Source organism: Sorangium sp. So ce117, assembly GCF_051524395.1.
GTDB lineage: Bacteria > Myxococcota_A > Polyangia > Polyangiales > Polyangiaceae > Sorangium > Sorangium cellulosum_B.
The window spans coordinates 261467-286791 of sequence record NZ_CP150309.1 but is presented as its reverse complement, the minus strand read 5'-3'; the positions used below and the strand labels follow the sequence as shown (position 1 = coordinate 286791).

Annotated in this window: 16 protein-coding genes and 1 pseudogene; 10 read left to right on the top strand and 7 right to left on the bottom strand. The window is 71.9% G+C overall.

What is annotated here, in order from left to right:
• Window positions 1-46 precede the first annotated feature (46 nt).
• On the top strand, window positions 47-3499 hold the full coding sequence (locus WMF46_RS01155) for a PD-(D/E)XK nuclease family protein (protein WP_437983900.1): 3453 nt from the start codon (window positions 47-49) through the stop codon (window positions 3497-3499).
• A gap of 83 nt (window positions 3500-3582) precedes the next feature.
• A complete protein-coding gene (locus WMF46_RS01150; RefSeq protein WP_437983899.1) occupies window positions 3583-4794 on the top strand; it encodes an ABC transporter permease in 1212 nt (403 codons plus the stop codon).
• Between the two features lie 63 nt (window positions 4795-4857).
• On the opposite strand, the gene WMF46_RS01145 is transcribed toward WMF46_RS01150, so the two are convergent.
• Window positions 4858-7215 carry a GAF domain-containing protein gene (locus WMF46_RS01145; protein ID WP_437983898.1) on the bottom strand — a complete coding sequence of 786 codons (2358 nt, stop codon included), beginning with the start codon at window positions 7213-7215 and terminating at the stop codon, window positions 4858-4860.
• A 445-nt stretch (window positions 7216-7660) separates the two neighbouring features.
• Entirely contained in the window at window positions 7661-7972 is a 312-nt protein-coding gene (locus WMF46_RS01140) for a hypothetical protein (RefSeq protein ID WP_437983897.1), read from the bottom strand.
• On the opposite strand from WMF46_RS01140, the gene WMF46_RS01135 reads away from it, so the two are divergent.
• The gene (locus WMF46_RS01135; protein ID WP_437983896.1) at window positions 7949-8974 is read left to right on the top strand and encodes a DUF4142 domain-containing protein; all 1026 of its coding nucleotides are present in this window, start codon (window positions 7949-7951) and stop codon (window positions 8972-8974) included. The two genes, WMF46_RS01140 and WMF46_RS01135, sit on opposite strands and share 24 nt — an antisense overlap.
• Window positions 8975-9144: 170 nt before the next feature.
• Here the strand turns inward: WMF46_RS01135 and WMF46_RS01130 are convergent, their stop codons facing one another.
• Window positions 9145-9570 (bottom strand): hypothetical protein, encoded by a 426-nt coding sequence (locus tag WMF46_RS01130; RefSeq protein ID WP_437983895.1) that lies wholly within the window; start codon window positions 9568-9570, stop codon window positions 9145-9147.
• Window positions 9571-9801: 231 nt separating this feature from the next.
• Here WMF46_RS01130 and WMF46_RS01125 point away from each other — a divergent pair, with 231 nt between their 5' ends.
• The gene (locus tag WMF46_RS01125) at window positions 9802-10374 is read left to right on the top strand and encodes a hypothetical protein (RefSeq protein WP_437983894.1); all 573 of its coding nucleotides are present in this window, start codon (window positions 9802-9804) and stop codon (window positions 10372-10374) included.
• Between the two features lie 145 nt (window positions 10375-10519).
• Here the strand turns inward: WMF46_RS01125 and WMF46_RS01120 are convergent, their stop codons facing one another.
• Window positions 10520-10879 (bottom strand): arsenate reductase family protein, encoded by a 360-nt coding sequence (locus WMF46_RS01120; protein WP_437906543.1) that lies wholly within the window; start codon window positions 10877-10879, stop codon window positions 10520-10522.
• Window positions 10880-11611: 732 nt separating this feature from the next.
• On the opposite strand from WMF46_RS01120, the gene WMF46_RS01115 reads away from it, so the two are divergent.
• Window positions 11612-12961: a sigma-70 family RNA polymerase sigma factor gene (locus WMF46_RS01115; RefSeq protein ID WP_437983893.1), complete on the top strand. Its 1350-nt coding sequence runs from the start codon at window positions 11612-11614 to the stop codon at window positions 12959-12961.
• A 24-nt stretch (window positions 12962-12985) separates the two neighbouring features.
• Here the strand turns inward: WMF46_RS01115 and WMF46_RS01110 are convergent, their stop codons facing one another.
• From WMF46_RS01110 to WMF46_RS01100, 3 genes and pseudogenes are all read right to left on the bottom strand, one after another.
• Window positions 12986-13282, bottom strand: a complete 297-nt coding sequence (locus tag WMF46_RS01110) for a hypothetical protein (RefSeq protein WP_437983892.1) — start codon at window positions 13280-13282, stop codon at window positions 12986-12988.
• A gap of 13 nt (window positions 13283-13295) precedes the next feature.
• Window positions 13296-13745 (bottom strand): annotated as a pseudogene (locus WMF46_RS01105) (hypothetical protein); the annotation flags it as partial.
• Window positions 13746-14881: 1136 nt separating this feature from the next.
• The gene (locus WMF46_RS01100; RefSeq protein WP_437988031.1) at window positions 14882-15802 is read right to left on the bottom strand and encodes a transposase; all 921 of its coding nucleotides are present in this window, start codon (window positions 15800-15802) and stop codon (window positions 14882-14884) included.
• 1082 nt (window positions 15803-16884) lie between these two features.
• Between WMF46_RS01100 and WMF46_RS01095 the strand changes: the two genes are divergently transcribed.
• From WMF46_RS01095 to WMF46_RS01075, 5 genes are all read left to right on the top strand, one after another.
• On the top strand, window positions 16885-19323 hold the full coding sequence (locus WMF46_RS01095; RefSeq protein ID WP_437983891.1) for a PAS domain-containing protein: 2439 nt from the start codon (window positions 16885-16887) through the stop codon (window positions 19321-19323).
• 134 nt (window positions 19324-19457) lie between these two features.
• The gene (locus tag WMF46_RS01090) at window positions 19458-19610 is read left to right on the top strand and encodes a hypothetical protein (protein WP_437983890.1); all 153 of its coding nucleotides are present in this window, start codon (window positions 19458-19460) and stop codon (window positions 19608-19610) included.
• Between the two features lie 51 nt (window positions 19611-19661).
• Window positions 19662-22931 carry a protein kinase domain-containing protein gene (locus WMF46_RS01085; RefSeq protein ID WP_437983889.1) on the top strand — a complete coding sequence of 1090 codons (3270 nt, stop codon included), beginning with the start codon at window positions 19662-19664 and terminating at the stop codon, window positions 22929-22931.
• Window positions 22932-23032: 101 nt separating this feature from the next.
• Complete coding sequence (locus WMF46_RS01080; RefSeq protein WP_437983888.1) at window positions 23033-23788, top strand: glutathione S-transferase; 756 nt, start codon at window positions 23033-23035, stop codon at window positions 23786-23788.
• A 234-nt stretch (window positions 23789-24022) separates the two neighbouring features.
• Window positions 24023-25282 carry a PAS domain S-box protein gene (locus WMF46_RS01075; protein ID WP_437983887.1) on the top strand — a complete coding sequence of 420 codons (1260 nt, stop codon included), beginning with the start codon at window positions 24023-24025 and terminating at the stop codon, window positions 25280-25282.
• The last annotated feature ends 43 nt before the right edge of the window (window positions 25283-25325 follow it).

The following is a 25325-nucleotide window of genomic DNA, read 5'->3' as shown; positions in this document are numbered from 1 at the left end:
TCGCTCATCACCTCCCCGCGGCCTCCGCCGCCTCCCGAGCCACCCGGTGCCCCACGCCGTCATCACCTCCCCCAGCGCCGCCGCCCGCATCGATCGGGCCGTGGGCTGGCTGCGCCGCCGGCGCCCAGCGGAGCGCGTGCTCCTCGTCGGCGCCTCGGTCGAGGCCGTGAGCGAGCTCGCCCGCGCGTCGATCCGCGGCCGCCGCGCCACGTTCGGCTGGCACCGGCTGACCCTGGGGCGCCTCGCCGCCGCGCTCGCGATGCCGGCGCTCGCCGAGCGCGGCCTCGTCCCGGCCAGCCCGCTCGCCATCGAGGCGCTCTGCGCGCGCACCCTCGACGGGCTCGCGCAGGACGGGCAGCTCGGCCGCTTCGCCCGCGTCGCGGATCGACCCGGGCTGCCGCGCGCCGTCGCGCGGACGCTCGACGAGGCGCGGCTCTCCGGCGTCGCGCCGGACGCGCTCGCGCCGGCCGATCTCGACCGCATCGCCCACGCGTTCGACGCCGCCCTGGACGACGCTGGGCTCGCCGATCGCGCGATCGTCCTGCGCCTCGCGGCCGAGCGCGCCCGGGCCGCGGACGACGGCGATCCCCGCTCGCGCCACCCGCTGCTCGGGCTGCCGATGCTCCTTCTCGACCTGCCCGTGCGGTTCGCGCTGGAGCGCGAGCTCCTCGAGGCCGTCGCCTCGCGCTCGCCGGACGCGCTCGCCACCGTGCCGGCTGGCGACGCCGCGTCGCTGCGGCACCTGCATGCGGCGCTCCGATCGCCGCCGCGGCGGGTCTCGCTGACCGCGGTCTCGGCCGCGCACGACGGCGCCGGCGCGGGCAATGGCGTGGACGACGGCGCCGATGACGGCACTGGCGACGAGCCGCCGCCGGTCGCGCCCAGCACCTCGCTCGCGCGCCTGCAGGAGCACCTGTTCGACCCGCTGACCGACGAGGCCCCCGGGCTCGGCGACGAGGTCGAGATCCTCTCCGCGCCCGGCGAGAGCCGGGAGTGCGTGGAGCTCGCGCGCATCGCGCTGCGCGAGGCCGCCCGCGGCGTGCCGTTCGAGCGGATGGCGATCCTCCTGCGCGCGCCCGAGCAGTACCGCGCGCACCTCGTCGAGGCGCTGCGCCGGGCCGGGATCCCAGCGCACTTCGCGCAGGGCTCGGTGCAACCCGACCCGGCGGGCCGCGCGCTGCTCGCGCTGCTCGCGTGCGCCGCCGAGCACCTGTCGGCGTCGCGCTTCGCCGAGTACCTCTCGCTCGGGCAGGTCCCCGATGCGACGCCCGCAGGCGAGCCGCCGCCGGCCGCGCCCGAGGCCGATCGCTGGGTGCCGCCGGACGACGACCTCTTCCCCGAGCTCCTGCGCGGCGGCTTCGACGAGGCGCCTCCGGACGACGAGCTGGCGGGGGAAGATCTCGGGTTCGATCCGCCAGGGAAGAGCTTCAGTCCGTCCGCCCAGAACCCCAATCGGACAGCCCAGAGCCCCGACGCGCCCGTGCACGACGGCACCCTGCGCGCCCCGCGGCGCTGGGAGCGCATCCTCGTCGACGCGGCGGTGATCGGCGGGCTCGATCGGTGGGAGGCGCGGCTCTCGGGCTTCGAGCGGGAGCTCCGGCTTTCGCTCTCCCGCGCCCCCGAGGACCGCGACGCCGCGCGCATCGCGCGGACGCTCGCGGACCTCTCGGCCCTCCGCGCCTTCGCGCTGCCGCTGCTCGCGGCGCTGCCCGGCCCGGGCGAGCGCGCGACCTTCGGCGAGTGGCAGCGCCGCCTCTCGGCCCTCGCGACACGCGCGCTCCGGCGGCCCGAGCGCGTGCTCGCCGTGCTCGCCGAGCTCGCGCCGATGGCCCACGTCGGCCCGGTGGACCTCGGCGAGATCCGCCTCTGCCTCTCGCGCCGCCTCACCGACCTCGTGCTGCCACCGGCCGCCCGCCGCGACGGGCGCCTCTTCGTCTCGCCCATCGAGGGCGCCCGCGGGCGCTCGTTCGACGTGGTCTTCGTCCCCGGGCTCGCCGAGCGGATCTTCCCGCAGAAGGTCACCGAGGACCCGATCCTCCGCGACGCACTCCGCCGGACGATCGCCGGGGGCGACTCGGGCCTCGACACGAGCGACGACCGCGTGGCGCGCGAGCGCCTCGCGCTCCGGCTCGCGGTCGGCGCGGCCCGCCAGCGGCTCGTCGTGTCGTACCCGCGCGTGGACATGGATCAGTCCCGCCCTCGAGTGCCTTCGTTCTATGGCCTCGAGCTCCTGCGCGCGGCCGAGGGCAGGCTGCCCGGCTTCGGGGAGCTCGAGCGCCGCGCCGAGCAGGGCGGCGCCGCGCGCATCGGCTGGCCCGCGCCCGCGCGGCCCGAGGACGCCATCGACGCGGCCGAGCACGACCTCGCGCTCCTCGAGACGCTCTTCAGCCTGCCGGAGGCGCAGACGGTCGGCACCGCGCGCTACCTGCTCAACGCCAACCCCCACCTCGCGCGGGCGCTCCGGTTCCGCGCGCGGCGCTGGATCCCGGGCTGGACGAGCGCCGACGGGCTGTTCAAGCCGATCGCGGAGGCGCGCGAGGCGCTCGCGAAGCACGCGTTCGGGCGCAGGTCGTTCTCGCCGACCGCCCTCCAGCACTTCGCCGCGTGCCCTTACCGCTTCTTCCTCTACGCCGTGCACAAGCTCGCCCCGCGCCCCGCGCCCGAGGCGATCGAGGAGCTCGACCCGCTCCAGCGCGGCCGGCTCGTGCACGACGTGCTCTACGAGGTGCTGGTCGCCCTCCGCGACGCGGGCAAGCTGCCGCTCGGCCTGCCCTCGCTCGACGAGGCGCGGGCCGAGCTCGATCGGGCGCTCGACCGCGTCGCCGCGCGCTACGCGGACGAGCTCGCGCCGGCGATCCGGCGCGTCTGGGACGACGGCATCGCGTCGGTGCGGGCCGACCTCCGGGAGTGGCTGCGGCGCGCCGCGGAGGACCGCGACTGGGAGCCGATCCATTTCGAGCTGTCGTTCGGGCTGCCGCGCCGCCTCGCCACCCGCGATCCGGGGAGCTCGGACGCGCCCGTGGAGCTCGACTGCGGCGTCCGGCTCCGGGGCTCGATCGACCTTGTCGAGCGGAGCGTGTGGGGCGCGATGCGGGCGACCGACTACAAGACGGGCAAGGCGCGGGCGCCGCGCGACGCGGTCGTGAGCGGCGGCGGCACGCTCCAGCCGGTCCTCTACGCGCTCGCGCTGGAGAAGCTCATGCCCCCGGGCACGCAGGTCGAGTCCGGGCGGCTCTATTACTGCACCTCCGCCGGCGGGTTCACGGAGGTGCCGATCTACCTGGACGCGCGGGCGCGCGACGCGGCCGCCCAGGTGGCGGGGATCATCGGGGACGCGATCGACAAGGCGGCCCTCCTGCCGATGCCGGCGGAGGGGGCGTGCGCGCAGTGCGATTACCGGCCGGTGTGCGGGCCCTACGAGGAGCTCAGGACCGGGAAGATCAAGCGGCGCGACATCGAGCCGCGGCGGCGGCTGGAGCAGCTCCGGCGGCTCGCGTGAGCGCGGGTGTCGCACGGAAGCGTCGCCCCCAGACGGCGGCCCGCGATCGCCGCGGGCGTGGCTAGGGATGTATACACTCCATCATGCACAGCAAGATCGCTTTGCCCTGCGCCCTGCTCGCGCTCGCGGCGACGGGCACCGGTTGCAATCTCATTTTCGGCATCGAGCCTGGCACGGAGGGGCCTTCCGCCGCTTCCTCGACGACGACGAGCAGCGGACCTGGTGACGGAGGCTCTGCCCAGACGACGTCGGGCGGCGACGGCGGTGACGGCGGCGATGGAACCGGCGGCGACGGTGGCGATGGCGCTGGCGGCAGCGCCGGGGGCACGCCCTCGTGCCCCCCGTCGAACTGCGCCGTGGGGGAGTGCCCGGTGACGCAGATGCAAGGGGAGCTCGGGTCCAACGTGAAAGGCATGGTGGTCACCCGGGATCTCGTGCTCATGGCCAACAACCAGGCCATCGTCGCCATCCCGAAGGACGGCGGGGCCGCGCGCACGCTCCCGGGCACCCTCGGGTTCGGGGATACCGCCTGGGTCACCTACTCGGGCGGGCAGCTCTCGTGGACCAACTGGAGCAACGGAGACGTGCTGGGGATCTCCATCGAGCCGCCGAGCTCCAGCCCGATCCAGATCGCGCAGGTCCCCCTGCAGGAGAACGGCGATCCGGCGGTCACGTCCTTCGGCCGGATCGCCTCCTTCGGCGACAGCGTCTACTGGGCGACGCAGACGCCCGCAGCCGTCTGGCGGGCCAAGGCCGACGGCAGCCAGGCCGTCGCCGAGCTGGTCGCCCCCGACGACCATCCGATCGGCGTCGCCGTCGACGCGACGCACGTCTACTGGTCCAACTACTGGTCGCGCCAGATCCTGCGCAAGACGAGGGATCCGCTCGGCGAGACCGCCGAGGTCTTCGCGGAGACGAACGGCAACCCGACCACGCTCGTCCTCGCCAACGGCGTCGTGCACTGGGTGACCGACACCAACGGCGCGGTCCAGTCCAAGGCGACGAGCGCGGCGCCGAGCGCCCCGCCCTTCACCACCACGGTCGACGCTCAGGCCGTCGCCAAGTCGCTCGCGGTGGACGACGAGTTCGTCTACTGGACCGTTTACATGAACAGCGAGGGGAAAGGCGAGGTGCGGAGGGCGCACCTCGGCATGGGGGACATGATCACCCTCACGACCGGGCAGCCGTACTTCTTCGAGATCGCCGTCGACTGCGGGTCCATCTACTGGAACGTCAACAACGTGGAAGACGAAGAGGAAGGCGTGGTGTTCCAGATGCCGAAGCCCTCGAACTGAGCACCTCGTCCCCCGACTCCGTCGCTGGCAGCGCGCTCCCGGGCAGCTCGGCGGGCGCGACGACTACCCGGCGCCCTCCGCCTCTTCCCTCCTGGGCCACGTGAACCGGAACGTCGCGCCGCTCTTGCCGTCCGACTCGACCCACGCCCGCCCGCCGCGGCTCTCCACGATCTTTCGCACGATGGCGAGGCCGATCCCCGTGCTCTCCACCTTGTCCCTCGCCTGCAGCGTCTGGAACATCACCCACACCTTCTCCTGGAACGCAGGCGCGATCCCAGGCCCGTTGTCGGACACGGAGACCTCGACCCTGTCGCCCTGCTCCCGGGCGGACACGGAGACCGCCGCGTCCTCGCGGCCCGCGTGCTTGAGGCCGTTCGTGATGAGGTTCATGAGCACCTGTTGCAAGGGCACCCTGTACGTCCGCAGGGTCGTCGGCGGCACGTCGAGCGTCACCCGCGCGGGCGGCCTCGGGGCGATGAGCTCGACGACCTCCCGCGCCAGCCTGTCGAGGTCGACGCTCTCCGGCTTCTGGCGGAACCTCGTGGCGCGGGAGTAGGCCAGGATCCCCTCGATCAAGGCCTCCATGCGCCGCACGCGCCCGCGCAGGAGCTCCATCTGATGGCGCGTGTCCGCGGTGAGCTTGTCCGAGAGGTCCTCCTCGATCCACTGGGCGAGGCTCGCGATGCCCCGGAGGGGCGCCTTCAGATCGTGGCTCGTCACGTACGCGAACTGGTCGAGCTCGGCGTTGGTCCGCTCCAGAGCGCGGATGAGCGATTGCGCCTCCTGGAACCGCCTCGCGTTGTCGATCAGCAGGGCGACGCGGTTGGCGAGCTCCTCGGCGAGCGCGACGTCGGCCTCGCTGAAGCGGCGGCCCGACTCCGCGTGGACCAGCGTCAGCGCGCCGATGGTCCGGTCGCGCCCCCGGAGCGGGACGACGACATACGATCTCAGCCCGAGCGACCGGATCAGGCGCAGGTGCTCGGGGCTCAGCGCGGCAGACTCGATGGCGGCGTCCGGGATGTCGGCCATCCACTCGGAGCGACCGGCGCGGATCACCGCGGGCACGCCCGCCGGGGCGTCGGGCCGGGGCGGGGCCATCGCCCGGAGGCGCTCGGCGAGCTCGATCTTCGCGGGATCGCCGTGGTGGACGGCCACGCGCTCGATGGAATCGCCGTTCAGCATGTCGACAGCGCACCAGTCGGCCAGGGTGGGGACCGCCAGGTGGGTCAGGTGCGTGAGCCGCGACGCGACGTCGAGCGAGCCGGAGAGCGCGGCGCCCGCCTCGCTCAGGAGGCGGAGCGTCGCCTGCTGCCGCTCGAGCTCCGCCGCGAGCATCTCCGCGCGCGCCCGGGCCTCGCGCTCCCGCTCGAGGAGGCGCGCCCTGTCCAGCGCCGACGCGCACTGCGCCGCCACGCTGAGCAGGAACTCGCGCTCTTCTGGGCTCCACGCCCGATCGTTCGCGAACGAGAACGCGAGGCCGCCGAGCAGCGCCGCGTGGGCGACGATCGGCAGGACGGCGAGCGCCTTCACGTCGTCGCGGACAGGCCGCAGGGCCGCGAGCTCGGGGTACGCGGCGTGCAGGCTTTGCCTCGTGTCCACCCAGATGGGGCGGCGCTCCCGGAGCGCGTCCGAGAGCGGCAGTCGGGCGTCGAGGGGCACCCTCGCGTAGGGGCTCGTACGCTGCTCCTCGAGCCCCGAGTGGCCGACGAGCGCCGCGACGCCGGCCGCCTCGTCCGCCGTGTACATCATCGTCGTCGAGGCGCCGAGCACCCGGTGGATGTCGCTCACGACGGCGGCGGAGACCTGCTCGACCGTCACGGCGCCGCTCAGCGCGGTGCTGACCGCGAGCAGCGCCTGGGTGAGCCGGGCGCGGCGATCGAGCTCCTCGACCCGCCTCGTAAGCTGCGCGGCGAGCTCGCCGCGCTCGGCCTCGACCTGCTTGAGGCGCGAGATGTCGGCGAACACCGAGATGCCGCCCTCGAGCTCGCCGCCAGGCCCGATGATGGGCGCGGCGCTCCCGAGGACCATGCCATACGTCCCGTCGAAGCGCTGAATCCGGGTCTCCTCGCTCTCGATGACCTGCCGTTCGGACATCGCGCGGGCCATGGCCCAGTCCTTCGCCTCGTACGGGCGGCCGTCCTCGTGGAAGGCGCGATACAGCGTCCAGTCGTTGATCGATTCGGTCGAGGCGCTGCCGGCCCAGATGCGCTCCGCCGCCCGGTTGTGCAGGACGAGCTTCCCGGAGGCGTCGCAGAGGATGACCCCGTGCGGACTGTGCTCGAGCACGGCGTCGAGCCACCCGCGATCCCGGGACCCCACGGCGCGGAGCCGCTCGAGCTCACGCTTCAGGGCCTCGATGTCCGTCGTATCGACGCGGGCTGCGGGCCCGGGAGACGGGCCGTTGTGCGCGGAGGTTCTCATAGGATGACGGCGACCGGCGCCTCGGCAGAGGGCCGAGGCGGCGCTCGGTCGGACGTCGCCGGAGCTTACGCGCATCGATGGCGCGGCGGAAGGCGGCGCGACCCGGCCGAGCGGGTTCCTCAGCGCGCGGCGCGCAGGCGCGGGCGGACGGCGCCGGCGCGCCCTCGCGGGCGAGTGCCCGAGCGGGTCCTTGGGATCACGGTCGATCGTCGGGCCGGCCGCTGCGCGCCGGCTGGGTCTGGGTCAACGCCGAGCGGGACTGCGACTCTCGACGCGATCGCGCAGGGGGCGCAGGGGCGCTCGGGGAAATGACGATGCTGGCTTAGGGCTCCACCTCGCTCACCATCCTCGCTTCCCGAACCCAGATGTTCGGGGCCGATAACCGGCAGGTGAGCGCGACAGCGCGCCGGTGTCGGCCAAGGAGCAAGCAATGATGGGCAATCGTTCAGGTCGCCTCATGGCGATCATGTTCGCTGGGAGCTTTGTCCTCGCGGGGGCCGGCGGCTGCATCGGCAGCGACGATGACGCCGAGGCGAATCGCGATGGAAGGGATGGGCAAGAGCGGACCGGCACGGGCCCCGACGGCAGGAGCCACGGACAGACGGGCCGAGACGGCGCGCGAGGCGCCGGGAGGGGCGGTGGAGCGCAGGCCGGCGGCAGGCAGGGAGGCCGCGAGCAGCCCGGTCATCAAGGCGGCCGACAGGGCGGCGGACAGCGCGCGGGCGACAGGCAGATGTGCGGCGAGCAGGCCGGCCATCAAGGCGGCAGGCAAGGGGGCCGCGGACAGATCGGCAGTCAGGGCGACAGGCAGGGAGGCCGCGGAGAGCGCAGCGCGACGCAGCAGCCGTCGGACGCGGAGCTCACGATGCTGATCTCGTTCATCCACCAGAAGGAGGTGGATCTGTCGCAGATCGCCTTGGACAAGGCCGAGTCCCCGGATGTGAAGCGCTACGCCGAGCAGATCGTCGAGGAGCACTCCCAGTCCGAGCAGCTCGGCGCGGGCTCGAGGGGTTCAAGCATCAAGATGGAGTCGTGCTCGCGCTGCCGGGAGCTCGACGAGAGCTCGACCGAGGTGAGCGGAGCGCTGGAAGAGGAGGAAGGCGCCGAGTTCGACACGGCCTTCATCTGGGCTCAGATCTCCTTCCATCGCCGCGCCCTCGAGCTCCTCGACGTGCCGGGCGTCGCGAACGCGGAGAACGCCAGGATACGAACCAGCGTGAAGGCGATGCGAGCGGACGTCGAGCAGCACCTGACCGAGGCCGAGCAGCTGTTCTGCTTGCTGCTCCACGAGCAGCAGGCAGGCGGCCAGCAGCAACGCGGCCAGCAGGAAGGCACGCAGCCAGGCCAGCAGCAACGCGGCCAGTTCGGCTGGGCGCAAACCGGCCAGCAGCAGGGCATCCAGGTCGGACAGCCGCAGGGCATCCAGGTCGGCCAGCAGCAACGCGGCCAGGCCAGCCAGCAGCAACGCGGACAGGCCAGCCAGATGCAGCCCGGCCAGCGGCAGGGCGCCCAGCTCGGCCAGCAGCAACGCGGACAGCAGCAACGCGGACAGGCCAGCCAGATGCAGCCCGGCCAGCGGCAGGGCGCCCAGCTCGGCCAGCAGCAACGCGGCCAGGTCAGCCAGATGCAGCCCGGCCAGCGGCAAGGCGCCCAGCTCGGCCAACAGCAAGGCGACCAGTTCGGCCGACAGCAACCCGGCCAGCAGCAAGGCCCCCAGGCCTACGCGCAGCGGCAAGGGGAATCGCAGAAGTCCCAGTAACAGGGCTTCATGTCCGGCAGGGCGGCGGCGCCTGCTCGCGGCCTTCGCGAGCGCCGAGCTCCCCGAGCGCGACCCCGCCTACCCGATCTAGGAACGGCGTCCATGATCTCGTGACCGCGATCGCGGGCGAGTAGGCGCCTGCGCGCCGTCGCTCAGGCGAGCCGCGCGCGTCATGAGTCGATCCACGTCCACGGGAAGTCGACCTCCACCAGCGTGTCGGCGCCGTCGAGCACGTCGACGCTCTCGACGCGCACGATGTCGCTCATCGCGTCTCCGTCGAAATCCACGAGCCAGACATCGACGTCATAGTACCCCTCGGAGAGGCCGTCGATGGTGAGGCCGAGATCATCGCAGTCCCCCACCGCGTCGAGGACGAGGAAGCCATCCTCGTCCTCGACGCTGACCGCGACCCCGCTCACGTCGTGATCGAAGCACGCCCACGGGTCGTCGCTGCCGTCGATGGTCAGGGCGACGGTGAGCGAGCCGCGCGTGAGGTGATCGTGGTCATCGTCATGATCGACGACGATGCACCCCGTGAGCGAGGCAGTGGCGAGGACGCAGCCAGCGAGACCGGTGAGCACCTTCGAAAGTTTCATGGGGATCGTCTTCCTTTATCCAAGTCTGGCGCTGTCGCGCCGATGCGCGGCACGGCAGCAAGCGCTATACCAGCGAGCGGCGCCCTGCGGTGCCACGCGGCGGCGCTCCGCCTTCGCCGGGTGGCACCGCAGTTGCTCCTGTGAACCCCCATGGAGATGAACGTGCCAGTCCTCGATGTTTCCTCCCCCAGAGCTGCGGCGCGCACTCGGCAGCGCAGCAGCAGGCTCGCCGTGCTGGCCGCGCTCGTTGCGCTCGCGCTCCTCGGCGCGACCGGGTGCGCGGCAGAAGTCCACACCAGGGCCGCTGCGCCGGCGCATGCGACCGTCACGTACCAGGAGTTCGCGGTGTACGAGGAGCCGGTCGTTCACATCGCAGCGGCGCCGGTCCACGTCGAGACCTACCCGCGCGTGTACTACCGCGGGACCTACGTCTACTATGTGGACGGCCGCTGGTACTACCCGTCGCACCACGGCTGGGTCTACTACCGGGACGAGCCGCGCGCCCTGGTCCGCTACCGCGTCGGCTTCGAGCGACACGGCCACCATCACCATCACCATCACCACGTGCACCGCACAACCACGGTCAGGCCGGCAGCGACGGTCCGGGCGGGGGCCTCGGTCCGGGCGGGGGCCTCGGTCAGGCCGGCAACCTCGGTCAGGCCGGCAACCTCGGTGAGGGCGGGGGCGACGGTGAAGGCGGGGGCCTCGGTCAGGCCGGTGACTCCGGCGAAGCCGAAGCCGGCGAAGAAGCATCGCGTGGAGCGTCGACGGCACCACGTAGAGGAGAGGCGCCCCGAGCGCTGACTGCCGCCTCGGCGTTGGCACAGACGTTGCGCTTACACCAGCGACGAGGCGGCGGCGGGAGTCGCGGTATGACCGCGCTCCCTTCGAGGCCGCCTCGGCCCGCGCACGGGCCCCGCCTCCCCCGATCCCCTCGCCCGCCCTTCCGCTACCCGCCCTTCGCGGCGTCGGCGAAGGCCTTCCAGGTCGCCTCGGCCGCGCCCACGCAGGCGCGCGTCCCGTCGCGCACGATGGGCGTGCGGAGCAGGAGCGGATCGTCGACGAGGAGCTCCGCGAGCCGCGCATCGCTCGGGCCGAGGTGCTGGAGGCCACGCTCCCTCACCCGCGCGCTCTCCGCGTCGTAAAGCGCGCGCACGCCGCCCACCGCGCGCGCTACGCTCGCGAGCTCCCCCTTGGAGAGGCCCTTCTCGCGCAGATCGACGAGCTGCACCTTGATGCCCCGGTCGGCGAAGAACCGCTGCGCCGCCCGCGTCGCCTTGCACTTGGCCGTGCCGAAGATCTGGATCATGCGCGTCGCTCCTCGGTGGAATGGCTACTGCGCGCTCCGGAGGGCAGCGCGGGCGTGGAGCATAGCAACCGCTGCCCGGACGGCGCAGGGCCAGCGGCGCGCGGGACGCTCCGCGTCGTGCCCGAAGCGAAGCGCATCGCCCCGAAGCGCGGCTCAGCAGCAGCGCCACCGCGCGCAAGGGTCGCTTCTTCCGACCTACGTTGCCGTCCGCTGCCGTCTCGGATCGATGCGCCCCGTCGCGGCCGCTCCACCAGACAGATGGCGACCTCGCTCCGCCCCCTCCGAGGCCGCCCGCTCCGGTCTCGGCCGGCCCCGCTCCTCCGCCGGACGGTCCCGGCAACTCGCGACCTCGCCGTGCCCCCTCCGAGGCCGCCCGTGTCGGTTCGAGAGCGCCCCCTCTCGAGGCCCTCCGCCAGCGCCCTCACGTCGCGCCCTCCAACGCCCGCTTCTCCGCCCCGCAGCGCGTTCGATCGGGACGCGTCCGCTCGCCCGGCGACGTACACTCGTCCGGCAACGCACACGCGCGCGCCGCCATCCCAGGACAACGAGAACGCGCCGCGCCGAGCGGGGCAACAACACCGAAAAACGCCGTGGAAATGCGCCATGTCGGCGGTCGATTCGTTTTCCTATTTACGTCCTCAGCGGTTAGGATATCGAGGCGCATTGATGATCGTGCCCCCTCACACCCTTCGCGGTCGGGTACGACGCAGCGGCAACACTGGAGCGCATTGAATGAGGTTCCGTCCCTCGCTCTCGACGAGCGAGTCCGAATCGAGTCATCCCGTTTCCATCGCTTCCGCGGGCGGACGCGCGGGCGAGCGCGCGCCAGCTCGGCGCGCGAAGGCCGCCGGCGCGCAAGCCACGCTCGGCGCGACCGAGCTCTACTTCAGGGCGCTCGCCGGCAGCCAGCCGCTGACGCGCGAGGGCGAGGTCGCGATCGGCCGTCGTATCGAGGCGGGCGCGCTCGCCTGCTTCGAGGCGTGGGTCCGATCGCCCGTCGCGCTGCGCGAGCTCGCCTCGACGGCGGAGGACGTCCAGGTCGGGGCGCTGAGCCTCCGGGATCTGCTGTGCGAGGCCGACGCGGGTGACCCCGAGGCGGACGCCTCCGCAAAGCGGCTCGATGCGCTGCTCGATCTCGCCCGCTCGCTCCTCGGCCGGCAGATCACCGAGGACGGCGTCGAGACCGCCCTCGCGGGCCTCGCCGCGGGCCTCGCCGAGCTGCGCCTCGATCCGACCTTCGAGGAGCGCATCGAGCGGAGCCTTCGCGCAGCAGCGGCCGAGGCGGACAAGGCGGACAAGGCGGAGCGCGCCTCGATCGAGGCCACGATCGCGGCGATCGCCCGGGGGCGCCGCGCCGTCGCGCAGGCGAAGTCCGAGCTCGTCCAGGCGAACCTCCGGCTCGCGGTCGCCATCGCGCGGGAGCACCAGCGCTTCGGTGTCCCGCTGCTCGACCTCGTGCAAGAGGGGAACCTCGGCCTGATCCGCGCCGCCGACAAGTTCGAGTACCGCCGCGGCCACCGCTTCGGCACCTACGCCGCGTGGTGGATCAAGCAGGCGATCAAGAGGACGATCCTCAACCAGGGAAAGCCCGTTCGGATGCCGGTCCACCTCACCGCGATCCGGAGCCAGGTGGTGCGCGCCCGGCGAGATCTGGTGCAGGAGCGGGGGCGCGAGCCTTCCGTCGAGGAGATCGCGGAGCGCAGCGGCCTCACCGTGGAGAAGGTGCGGGTGATCAGCGAGCTCGCGCTCGAGCCGCTCAGCCTCGACGCCCCCGTCGGCGAGGAGGGGGATACCCGGTACGGCGATCTGCTGGCCAACGACGAGCCCACGCCCGCGGACATGCTGGCCCGGCGCCGGCTGATCGAGCAGACGCGGGAGCTGCTCGACTCGCTGCAGCCGCGTGAGCGCGAGCTCCTGCGGCGCCGCTTCGGCCTCGACGGCAACGAGGACGAGACGCTCGAGGAGATCGGGCAGTCGTTCTCGCTGACGCGGGAGCGCATCCGTCAGATCGAGGCGAAGCTGCTCGAGAAGCTCCGGACGCGCTCGCGGCAGCGAGAGCTCGGCTCCTATCTCGAGGGGTGAGGGCGCGGGAAGCGCCAGCGCGCTTCAGAAGCTGCACCCCACCGCCCCGCCCAGCCGGTGAGACGAGCCGGCCGCGTTCTCGTATGCGACCTCGACATGGTTGGGGACGATGGCGTCGACGAGCAGGCACTCGTCCTTGCCGTCGGACAGCCGTCCGTCCCGGCTCCCGAAGATCATGCGCCACGTCACGGGCAGGCCGAGGCCGAGGGCGGCGCGCGCGCCGAGCGCGCCGCCGGCCTCGGGGAGCCTGTCGCTCAGCATCCCGGCGAAGAGGTAGACCGGCGCGACGGCCAGATAGACGTAGCTGACCTTGGCCGTCACTGCCCCAGCAGAACACCCCGCCCTGCTCGTCGAGCGCGCAGGTGTGCTCTCGCCTGACAGCGAGGGCGACCGCGCGCACGTCGAGCGCCGCTAGCACCGGCGAGGAGACCAGGTTGGTCTCCTCGGAGCCGAGCTGGCCGCTCTGGTTGGAGCCCCAGCGCACGACGCGGCCGTCGTCGAGCAGCGCGCAGCCGTGCCGCCCGCCGGCGATGACGGCCTTCGCACCGGCGACGCCCTCGACGAGGGTGACGCCGACGACCTCGTCAGCGCTGTCGACGATGGGCCCGCCGCCGCTCTGGCCGTTGAGGTTCCAACCCCAGCACGCCACCTGTCCCGTGCCGAGCACAACGCAGCTGTGGCGCCCGCCCCCGCCCGCCGCAACGTCGGTCGTGCCGCCCCCGCCGCAACGTCGGTCGCGCCGCGCACGCCCAACGCCCGCCGCAACGTCGGTCGCGCCGCGCACGCCCTCCTTGCGGGCAGCTCCGACGGCACCATCTCCCCAGCACCACACGTCGCCTGGCGCGTCGCAGCGGGAACCCACCCGGGTTGATGACGAGGAGGACGAGCGCGGGCTCGCTCCTCACGGTGGCCTCGGGATCGAAGCCGAGCTGGTGGCTCCGGTTGTCGCCCAGCAGACCACGGTGTCGGCACCGCGCACGGCGCACGTGAACTCGAGCGACGGGTCGTCCGCTCCACGAGCCAGCCGGCCGCGAGCTCAACCACGCCCTCTAGGCCCGGCAAATCGCGCGGTGGCACCGGGCAACGCCCACCAGCCACGACGTCAGCGCCCCCGGAAATGTCGGCGCAGCCCGCCGGCACGATGCCGAGGAAGCCGCCCACTTCATCCCCCAGACCTGCCCCTCCCCTCGTCGAAGAGCGTGCACGTGTGCCGCGGACCAGCGGCGAGACGCACGGGGTCCGCGGCGAGCGAGACCTACCTCGGGGAGGTACTCAGCGAGCTGATGGAAACGTCGCCAAGCTGGTCCGCGTCGTTGTGCCCCAGCACGCGGTATTACCGTTCCTGAGAATCGCGCAGGTATGGCAGGCACCAGCGACGACCTGCGCCGCGGCTTCGAGCGCCTTCACGCGCACGGGGATGAAGTGGTAGTCCTCCGAGCAGCCACCGGCGAGGGGCGCCCTGATGAGCAGCGAGGGGGCCGCCCACCGTCGGGAGATGAAACCTCTTCGTCCGATCATCATTCGCCTCGTGCGCGTACCTGCATAACCCACCCTACCCAACACACCCTACCCAGGTTGCGCCGCGCCCGGCGCCGCGCCCGAAAACGACCGACCTACCTTGGGATGCGGCCAGGTTGCGTTGCAACCGTGGCGCGGCGGCACCCCACCCCCGAATGACTATCCCATGGGTCCATCTTTGGAGAGGAATCATTCGGCTCGGCCACCCATCGCGTACAGCGCTCTGTCCTGACGCCGCTTCCTCCGCGTTTGGCACCGCCTGCAGACGTACGAAGGCACGGGTACACCGCCGCACGAGATTCGGCCGTCCACACCGCAGGTCCCCGACGGACGCGCCCCACGACAAGGCGCTGATACCTCGCCCGTCCCGCCCGCCCTGCCTGCCACGGCGCCGCTAGGGCTCTACACCGTGAGCACGACGTCGGCCACGCTGGCGCCGTGAAACGTGCGCATCCACCACGTCCCCGCGGGGAATACAGCGCTGCGTACGCCGGCACGCCATCGCTCCAGTGCCGCACGGTACGACGCTCGAAACGCGCGCACAGCGGCACCAGCGATTCGCCACGCATCTCCCTGCTCACGACCCACCGCGAACGTCGGATTGCCGTCGCGCAGCGGCTCGAAGCTCGTCACGCGCTCGTAAGGGGACACCTTGCAGGCTCTCTCGGCGCCCAAGAAGCGAAGTCCTCGCCGCTGCACCTCCGCGCGGGCCCGCGCTTCGTGTCGCTCGAGCTCGGCAGAGACGTCCTGGCGAAAGCCCTCCGCGCTGTCCTGCTCGATGGCCGGCGGCAGCGCGAGCGAGACCGTCGCTTCCTCGGGCCACTGGGGGTTTTCGGGGTCGAGATACACCGAAGGCCGTGCCGCGCGCAGCACGCCGCGACCGAGATCGTCCACATCCACCTTGGCGCCCGGCCACTCGCGAGCATGCTGCACCAGGCCAGCGGCGACAGGATTCGCCATGACATAAGCAATTTTCTCCACCACCGCTGCGCGCGTCAGCAGCCGCACCACGCTCGTGGCCTCGTGGTCCCACACCGGGCCTTCCCACCCGCGGAGCACCTTCGTGCCGAGCGCGACGATGCGATGGAAGAATTGCAAGAACCGCGGCAGCACGCCCCTCGAGTCGGTCACGACCAGGTGCAGATGCGTTGACATGGCGCAGAGCGCATGGACCTCGATGCCGTAACGGCGGGTCGACATCGCGAGGACGTAGACCAGGAGCTCGGTGATTGCCGCATCCGGGCGGAAGAGCAGGTGCCGGCGCAGGACGCGACGGGTGATGAGGTAGGTGGCTCCGGCAGCGATCTCGCGGGGCTGGCTCATGACAGGCGCAATAAAACAAGCGCCGTGCCAGGGATTTTCATCAATCATTTCGCGGCTCGACCAAGCTTCGTGGGTGGCGGCCGCCTGGCGGTCCGCCACCCGAGCGGGAGCCGTTGCGACTACTAGCCCAACCTGGGTTGCGGTTAGTCCGGCTGCAACCTGGTCGGGGCCACCACCGCCGCCAACCGGTATCGGATCCGCTGCACCTAGTCGGTCCACAGGAGCCGGGCCGCCAACCTGGGTCGGGTCCGGGTCCGCCCAACGTTCACACTGTAATTCACGTTTTCTCTTGCGCATCTATGTCGCCCAGCCGTAGGGCATCGAAGCCGTAGGGCATCGACGGGTCGCGAAGACCTTCTGAGTGGGGCAGGATGAAAGCCACCTGAAACCTCGCCGCGCAAAGGCCGGGGGTCTTCCTGCATCGCGTGAATCATGGGTTGCGTCTCCGCCCCCCCGCGTGGAAGCGCCGCTCTCGGTTCGATGGTTCACCGGAATTCCCCTGTCCCGGTGTGATTGGCCGTCACAAAGCCCGAGCCCACGCGCCTGTGCGGCGCAACCGAGGTATGCCACCTCCGCGCGCCGGGGTGCGCGCGACGGCGTTCGACCCCTACAGCGACGATGAGAGGTTGCCGTCAGTATGCAAATCGCCCACGCACTTCGAGAGGTGCGAGGGCGCTTGGCCTTCGCCACGAGAAAGCGACGCTGCCCAGTAGCCGCCTCCCAGCGCGCTGGCCGCTGCGCGTTTCCTCCCCGGCGTCCTCAGCCAGCGCGGGCGCGGCAGAGCCGCCGCCGGCCTGCACCGGCCCAGGCCATGGACGGCCGCGTGAACCAGGTTGCGGCGCGAAGGCTCGTGAACCAGGTTGCGGCGCGGCGGCGCGGCGCGGCGGCGCGAAGGCTCGTGAACCAGGTTGCGGCGCGAAGGCTCGTGATAGTCTCGCCTCGCGCCCACCAGGATCCGGGTGGAAGGCGCGAGGGGCGGATTGAACAGCGACGACAGAGGGCGCGGAGCCGAACGGGGTGGACCGTCCAGGGAGCGACACCGCGGGGATCCGCCGGCGTCGGGCGACACGCTCGCCCGCGCCGTGGCCGACGCGTCGATGGCCCCCTCGCGCGTCGGCGATGACAGTCCGCAGCAAGCGCTCGTGGCGGCGGCGGCGCGCCTCCTCCACGTCGACATCGCCTGCCTCTACGATGTCGCGCAGGCGCCGCACACGCTCGGGCTCGTCGCCTCCGCGGGCGGCAGCGCGGGCTCGCTGGACGCCCTCCGGCGCCTGCCGCTCGACGCCCCGAGCCTCGCCGGCGCCGCCGCCCGCTTGAACGTCGCGCAGGTCGCGCCCGAGGACGAGAGCGCCGACGCGCTCCTGGACGCCGGCCATCTGCGCCGACGCTGCGGCTGCACCCGCGCGTTCGCGATCCCCATCGCCTTCGCCGGCACCCTGCGCGCGGTGCTGCTCTGCGCCACCGCGCAGCCCGCCCTCCCGCAGGCCGAGCTGGTCGAGATCGCGGGCGCCCTGTCGAGCCTCTTCGGGATGGCGCTCGCCGCCCCCGAGCTGCACGCTCAGCGCGCACGGATCGAGGAGCTCGAGCGGGAGAACCACGAGCTCGAGCGCGCGCGCGAGCAGCTCCACGCGACGCTCGCGGAAGCCAGGCAGACGGAGGCCGCGCTCCGGCTGAGCGAGGACAGCCTCGCCCGCGCGCAGAGGTTGGCGAAGCTGGGCAACTGGGACTGGCACATTCCGAGCAATAAGCTGCTCTGGTCCGACGAGTGTTATCGGATGCTGGGCGTGTCCCGCGACGCCGGCGCGCTCACGTACGAGCGGTTCCTCGCCTGCATCCACCCGGAGGACCGCGAGGGTGTGATACGCTCCGTCGACCTCGCGCTCCAGGGCACCCTGCCCTATTGCGTCGATTACCGGATCGTCCGCCCGAACGGCGAAGAGCGCTTCCTCCACACCGAGGCGGACGTGATCCGCGCCGAGGACGGCTCTCCGCTGCGGATGATCGGCACGGCCCTCGACGTCACCGAGCAGCGGCGCGCCGATCGCGCCTTGCGGCTCAGCGAGGAGCGCCTGCGGCTGATCGCGGAGCACGCGAGCGACGTCATCTTCCATATACGGCTCGGCCCGGAGGGGGGCTACGAGTACATCAACCCCGCCGTCCTCGAGCACACCGGCTATCCGCCCGCGGCCTGGTACGAGAACCCTGAGCTGTTCGTCACCCTGATCCATCCCGAGGACGTCGGGCGCTATCATGCGTTCGTCGAGCACATGGCCGCTGCCGGCGGCCGGCTCACCTTCCGGATCATCGACAGGAGCGGCCGGACCCGCTGGGTCTCGACCCACATGACGATCCAGCACGACGAGCACGGAAACCCGATCGCCGGGATCGGCATCTCGCGCGACGTCACCACGGAGAAGCTCGCCGACGAGGAGCGCGACCAGCTCCTCGGACAGCTCGCGGCCGAGCGGCGCTGGCTCCACGCGGTCATCGAGCGCTCGCCTGTCGGCATCCTCCTCCTCGACGGTTCCGGCGCTCAGATCGCCCGGAATCGCCGCGCCCAGGAGCTCGCCGGGACAGACTCGCCGCCCGGGCTCCCGGGCGCATGGTGCCTGTGCCTCCCCGACGGGGAGCCCCTTATGGACGAGGAGCAGCCGTCGGCGGGCGCGCTGCGAGGCGAGGTCACGAGCTCGAGGGAGCTGTCGCTCCGGCGCGCCGACGGCAGCATGCTGGCGGTGCTCGCGAGCGCCGGCCCCATCGTCGACGGGAACGGCAAGCTGCTCGGCGCGGTCGTCGTCTTCGACGACATCACCCGGCTCAAGGAGCTCGAGCGGCTCAAGGAAGAGTGGACGTCGGTCGTCGCGCACGACCTGAAGCAGCCCGTGACGACGATCATCGGCTACGCGACCCAGCTCGAACGGAAGCCCCAGATCACGACCGCGGTGAAGACGAGGGCGGGACACATCCTGGCGAGCGCCAAGCGGCTCGGGCGGATGGTCTCCGATCTCACGGACATCTCCCGGATCGAGTCGCGTCGCCTCGCCATCGAACGCGCCCCCATCGACCCGCGCGCGCTCGTGGAGGCGGTCGTCGAGCGGATGGAGAGCGAGACCGAGGGGCGCGCCGTCGACGTCGAGAGCCGCGGGGAGATCCCGATCGTGCACGCGGACGCCGGGCGCGTCGAGCAGGTGCTCAGCAATCTCATCTCCAACGCCGTCAAATACGGTGATCCAGAGACGCCGATACAGGTGGCGCTGGAGCGGCGCGACGACGCGGTGCAGATCTCCATCCGCAACAGCGGCCGCGGGATCCCGGCCCAGGACCTCCCGCTCCTGTTCGAACGCTTCTTCCGGGGAAAGGCGAAGCAGGAGCGCGTGGTCGGCCTCGGCCTCGGCCTGTACATCGCGAAGGGGCTGGTCGAGGCCCACGACGGCAAGATCTGGGTCGAGAGCCCCGAGGGGGGCCACACGACGTTCCATTTCACGCTTCCGGTGGGCGCGGCGCCGCGCCGGGATGCAACGTAGCCACGAGCCGCCCGGCCCTCGGAGGCGGCCTACCGAGAGGAGATGCGCGCTACGGAGAGCACCGGGGTGATGCGCTGTGGAGCACGGAGGCCCTATCTACCTTTGCTCTGCTTCCCCTGACCCGGAGCGCGCTTATGTCCGCACCCGCGCCACCGCGCCCCCCCGAGCTCCGCCGCGGCGCGCGCGAGATGCTTCACGTGTCGCTCGGCGTCGCCGCCTGGGGCCTGGTGACCGGCGTCGCGATGGTCGAGAGCGGGCCCACGGCGCCGCCCGCGGCGCTCATGTAGGCGCGGGCGCGCAGGTTCTCCTGAGGCGCCAAGGCTGGTACGCTGGGCGACATGTCGGATGAGAGTGCCCGCCGTCCGCACCAGGCCACCAAGCCATCCGCTCGCGGGAGCGACTCGACAGGGGCCAGGAGCGTTGGCCCGGGGGATGTCGTCGGCCAGCACTTCCGGATCGACGAGCTCCTGAAGAAGGGAGGCATGGGCCGGGTCTACCGGGCAACCGATCTTCGCCTCGGCGAGCCGGTCGCGCTCAAGCTGATGGATCCGGCGATCGTCGGCACGGAGCGGGCGCGCGCCCGCTTCTTCCGCGAGGCGCAGACAGCGGCGAGGCTGCGGAGCAAGAACGTCGTGCAGCTCCTCGACTTCAACGTCGATGCAGCCACGCAGGTGCCCTACATCGCCATGGAGCTCCTTCGCGGCGAGGACCTGGCCCAGCGGATCGCCCGCGGGCCGCTCTCCTATGAAGAGACGAAGGCGATCCTGGGCGATGTCTGCAGCGCGATCGCCAAGGCCCACCGCATGGACATCATCCATCGCGACATCAAGCCGGCCAACGTCTTCCTCGTCGAGGACGACGATGGCCCGCTCTGCAAGGTCCTCGACTTCGGGATCGTCAAGCTCGGTGACCTCGGGCTCGACCCCCAGGGAGCGCCGCAGACGGACGCCGGCGCCACCCTGGGCACGGTGAGCTACATGAGCCCGGAGCAGATCGCCGACGCCCGTGGGGTCGACCTCCGCGCGGACCTGTGGTCGCTCGGCGTGATCGCCTACGAGTGCATGACCGGGCAACGGCCCTTCCGCGGCGAGTCGCTCTTCGAGCTCGTCCACAAGATCTGCTTCGATGTCCCGGCCCCGCCGTCGCGCCTGGCGGACGTCCCGAGCGGCTTTGACGCCTGGTTCGCCCGGGCGACCCACCGCGACCTCGACCGCCGGTTCACCTCCGCCCGCGAGCTCATCGAGGCCCTCCGGGCGCTCGCCGGGCGCCCGCCGGAGCCGCCCCAGCCCCGGCCCACGCCGCCCGAGCTCCCCACGAACCAGAGCTGGGCCTCGGACGCCAACCAGATCGATATCGGCGCCCTCAAGGACCTGACCTTCAAGAACGCCGTGGTCCGCGAGTTCCTCGACAGCGCCAACAAGCACTTTGTCTCGGGGAGCAAGGGGCTCGGCAAGACCCTCCTCCTCACGTACAAGCGCTCGGTCCTCAGCGAGATCTACCTGGCGGCGACCGGCCGCGAGCGCCGCCACGCCGCCGTGCAGTTCATCCCGGAGGGGCGGCCGTACCTCGATCTCATGGGCGATCTGCCCAGCGTCGATCAGACCCGGAGCGACCTCATGTCGGGCCTCCACGAGTGCAAGCGGCTCTGGAGCTTCAGCTTCCGCATGTCGATCGTCTCCTACCAGTCCGCGGCCGCCGGCGCCGACGATCCCGCGGATCTGGCGCCGCTCCCCCGGAGCCTGCGCGGGCTCCTGGAGGGCCGGCCGGTCGAGCCGACGATCGTGCTGAAGGAGCTGCTCTCGCTGACCGTTCGCCAGATCAACCAGGTCGTCGACGCGATGGAGCGCCCGCTCGAGCGGCGGCTCCGCTCGCTCCACAGCGGCGTCTTCATCTTCATCGACAAGCTCGATCAGGCGCTCCGGCGGCTCCCGCGGGCCGCGTGGATCCACATGCAAGCGGGGATGATCGAGGCCGCGTGGGATCTGATGAACGCCAACCGGCACGTCAAGATCTTCGCCGCCATCCGCGAGGAGGCGTTCTCCGCCTACGAGTCCGACATCAAGACCAACCTCTACGGCGCGACGTCGACGCTCCGCTACGCCAAGCACGAGCTCTTCGAGCTGCTCGAGATGCTCACGTATTATTACGAGCGGCTGCCGCTCCGCGAGTTCATCCACCTCGACGTGGTGAGCGCGGGGCGCTCGGCCCGCGGCGAGTCGACCTTCGACTTCCTCCACCGCCACACCCTCGGGCGGCCGCGCGACCTCGTGATCCTCGCCTCCGAGATCTCGCGCAACCGAAAGGCGCTCGACGAGCGGACCTTCACGCAGATCGTCCAGCGCACGAGCGCCGGCCTCCTCGTGGCCAACATCTTCGACGAGATGCGGGTCTTCCTCGAGGTGCTCTGTCACCGCGACAAGCGGGCTCGCTTCCTCGGCCTCCTCCCCTGCGACGTCCTCACCCACGACGAGGTGGTCGAGGTCTGGTGCAGGTTTCATGAGGTCGACCGCGCGTTCTACGACGCCCACGGCAGGGACGCCGACGACGTCTACCACCCTTTCCGCGAGCTCTTCGAGTGCGGCCTCCTCGGGGTGCTCGGCGCCGATCCGGGGGCCGAGCGCCAGGTCCAGCGCTTTCGCCAGCCGCACGACGCCGTCGCCGGCTCGCGCCACGAGCTGCCGCGCTCGCGGTATTACCTGCTCCACCCTTCCCTCCGCGCGTTGATCGAGCCGCTCCCCGGCGGCGGCCGGTTCCACGCGATCCGCCACGTGATCATCGGCCACGGGGAGCCCTGGCCCCGCCACTGGGACCTCGTTGTCGACGTCCAGCGCGAGCTCTTCCGGCGCCCGGACGCCGACGAGGAGATCGGCGGGGCGGTGTTCTCCCTCCTCGACCGCCTCGCGACGGAGATCGCCGACGGCGAGAGCCCTGACGCCGCGCGGCGGGCGATCGCCGCCTCCCCCACCTTCGCCCGCCTCAGCGCGCACCTCGAGCGCATCCACTGGGACGATCTCCACCTCACGCTCCTCGAGCTCTTCCCCGACGAGCGGCGGGAGGAAACGGAGCCGACCGACCGGGTGGAGGTGGCGATGCTGCTCATCGACATCGTCCGGTCGACCCACATGATCCGCAGCATCGGCGACACCGGCTTCGTCGACCACCTTCACCGGCTCCGCGGCTCCCTCCGAGGGGCGACGAACCCGCGCCTGCTGAAGGGGACCGGCGATGGGTACCTCGCGGTCTATCCCACGGTGGCCCGCGCCGTCGACGCGGCCCGCGTGCTCCGCCGCGCCGTCGACGACCCCGCCCAGCTGCGCCTCGTCGTCCACTGGGGCTGGGTGCGCATGAGCGATCACGACGTCATCGGCACGGAGGTCCACCGGCTCTTCCGCATCGAGGCGGTCACCGAGGAGGATCGCGCGGACGAGCCGAGCTCCGGGATCGGCCTGCCGCGCCCCGGCCGCGTGACGCTCTCGCGCTCCGCGGCCGCCGCGCTCCCCGACCCGTCGCGCGCGGACTTCCGCCGAGCGGGCGCGTTCCGACTCAAGGGGTTCGACGACCTCGAGTCGATCTGGGTGGAGACCGACGAGACCGACGCATGCCCGTGAGATCGCTCGCGGTGAGCCAAGGGCCCACCGACGGGCCGCGCCCTCTGCCCGCGGGCGATCGGCCGGAGGCGCGCGGCGGTGTGTGGTAGCCTGCCGGCGCCATGACCGAGCTACTTGGCCTCATTTTCTCGCCGTGGACGGAGAAGGCCCGCTGGGCGCTCGACGTCCGGCGCGTCCCCTACACCTTCCGGCACTACCAGCCGCTCGTCGGTGAGCCGGCCCTCCGGCTGAAGCTCCGCCGGCTCACGGGCCGTGTCTCGGTGCCGGTGCTCACCACCGACGACGGGCGCGTGCTCGGGGACTCGGCCGACATCGCGCGCTGGGCTGACGGGCGCGGCGCGGGACCGACCCTGTTCCCCGTCGAGCACGAGGCCGACATCGCGCGGCTCATCGACCTGTCGGAGCGCGGCCTCGCCGCCGGGCGCGCCCGCGCGCTGACGCGCATGCTGGCCGACGACGAGGCGCTCGCCGAGATGGCGCCGCGGCCGATCCGCCGCGCGCTCGGCCCCCTCGCCTCGCGGCTGGGAGCGCTGGGGGTCGCCCGCACCCTCCGCAAGTACGACGGCCACAAGACCGACGGCGAGGCGCACAGGCAGACGCAGGTCGCCGTGCTGGAGGAGATCCGCGAGACACTCGCGCGGGCGGCGCCGTCCGGAGACGCGCCGCGGACGCTCCTCGGCCGCTTCACGTTCGCGGATATCGCGATAAGCCAGGTCCTCGTGAACGTGGCGCCGCCCGCCCAGCTGAAGCTCGGCGCCGCCAGCCGCCGGTGCTTCTCCGACCCCGACCTGCGCGATCGCTACGACGACCTGGTGACGTGGCGCGACGAGCTCTACCGCGCCTACCGGACGAGCTGACCTGCCCGGTCGGGAGAGCGCGATGTCTCGAGCGCGGTGAAGCCCGGCCAAACCAGCATGGCACTGTGCTTCATCGGGGGGCTCTCTCCTTCAGGCGTTGAGGGCGACTGACCGGGAGCGCGGTCGTCCAGCGCGCCGCTCCCGACCGTTTGCAGGCGCGTCCGCAGCGCCATGCCTCGCGTCGCGCCAGAGGCTCGATCATGGACGCCAGATCTGGTAGCGATGGAATTTACCATGAAACAAGCGTGGCAAACGGACGAGCTGGGTCGCTTCTTCGAGATGTCCGTGGATCTGATCGGCACCGCCGGTTTTGACGGGCATTTCAAGCGGGTTGGCCAGGCGTGGGAGCGCACGCTCGGGTTCTCGCGCGAAGAGCTCCTGTCGACGCCGTTCATCGACTTCGTGCACCCCGACGATCGAGAGCGCACGTTGGCCGAGTCGGCGCAGGTGTTCGGCGGCAGCGGCAGCGTGACGTTCACGAACCGCTACCGGTGTCGCGACGGCTCTTACCGGTGGATCGAGTGGAACTCGTCGGTTCACCCGGAGGAGGAGCTCGTCTATTTCGTCGCTCGTGATATCACGGATCGCAAGCGCGCGGAGGAGTCGCTGCTCGAGGCCGAGTCCCGGTTCCGGGCGGCGGTCGAAGGGAGCCTGGACGCCTTCTTCGTGCTCCGGAGCGTGTTCGACGAGGCCGGGACACTCGTTGATTTCGTGATCACCGACGCCAACCAGAGGGCCCTCGCGGGGATGTCGATGCTCCGCGAGGAGATCGTCGGCAAGCGGCTCAGCGAGCTCTCGCCCGACGCGCGCCAGCAGCTGGACAAGTACGCGCGCGTCGTTCGGACCGGCGAGCGGCTCCTCGAGGAGGAGCAGAGCGAGAGTCCAGCGCACAAGGATCGGTGGTTCCAGCATCAGGTCATCCCGCTGAGCGACGGTGTCGCGATCACGATCAGGGACATCACGCCCTTCAAGCAGCTGGAGGCCGAGCTCAGGGAGGCGCTCCAGCGCCGGGCGATCCACGCGGAGGAGCTCGAGGAGAAGAACCGCCTGCTCGCGGCGGAGAACGCCGAGCGCGAGCGCGCCGAGGCGCTGATGCGGCGGCAGCAGGAGACGATGCGCGCCATGTCCACGCCCATCATCCAGGCGTGGGAGGGGGTCCTCGTGCTGCCGATCATCGGGACCGTGGAGACCGGGCGGGCGAATGACATCATGGAGCGGCTCCTCACCGAGATCGTGCGGACGAGCGCGCGCTTCGCCATCCTCGACCTGACCGGCGTGAACGCGGTGGACGCCGCGACCGTGGCGCACCTCCTCGCCGTGGTGCGCGCGGCGAACCTCCTCGGCAGCAGCTGCCTCGTCTCCGGGATCTCGCCCGAGATCGCGCGGACGATGACGGAGCTCGGCGCGGCGGATGGAGGGTTCAAGACCTTCGGCGTGCTCCAGAGCGCCTTGCGCTACGCGCTCTCGCGCTGCGGCGCCGAGGGCGCGCGGTGAGCCGCCCTGGCGCGCATCGACGCGCGATCGAGCTGACGTGAGG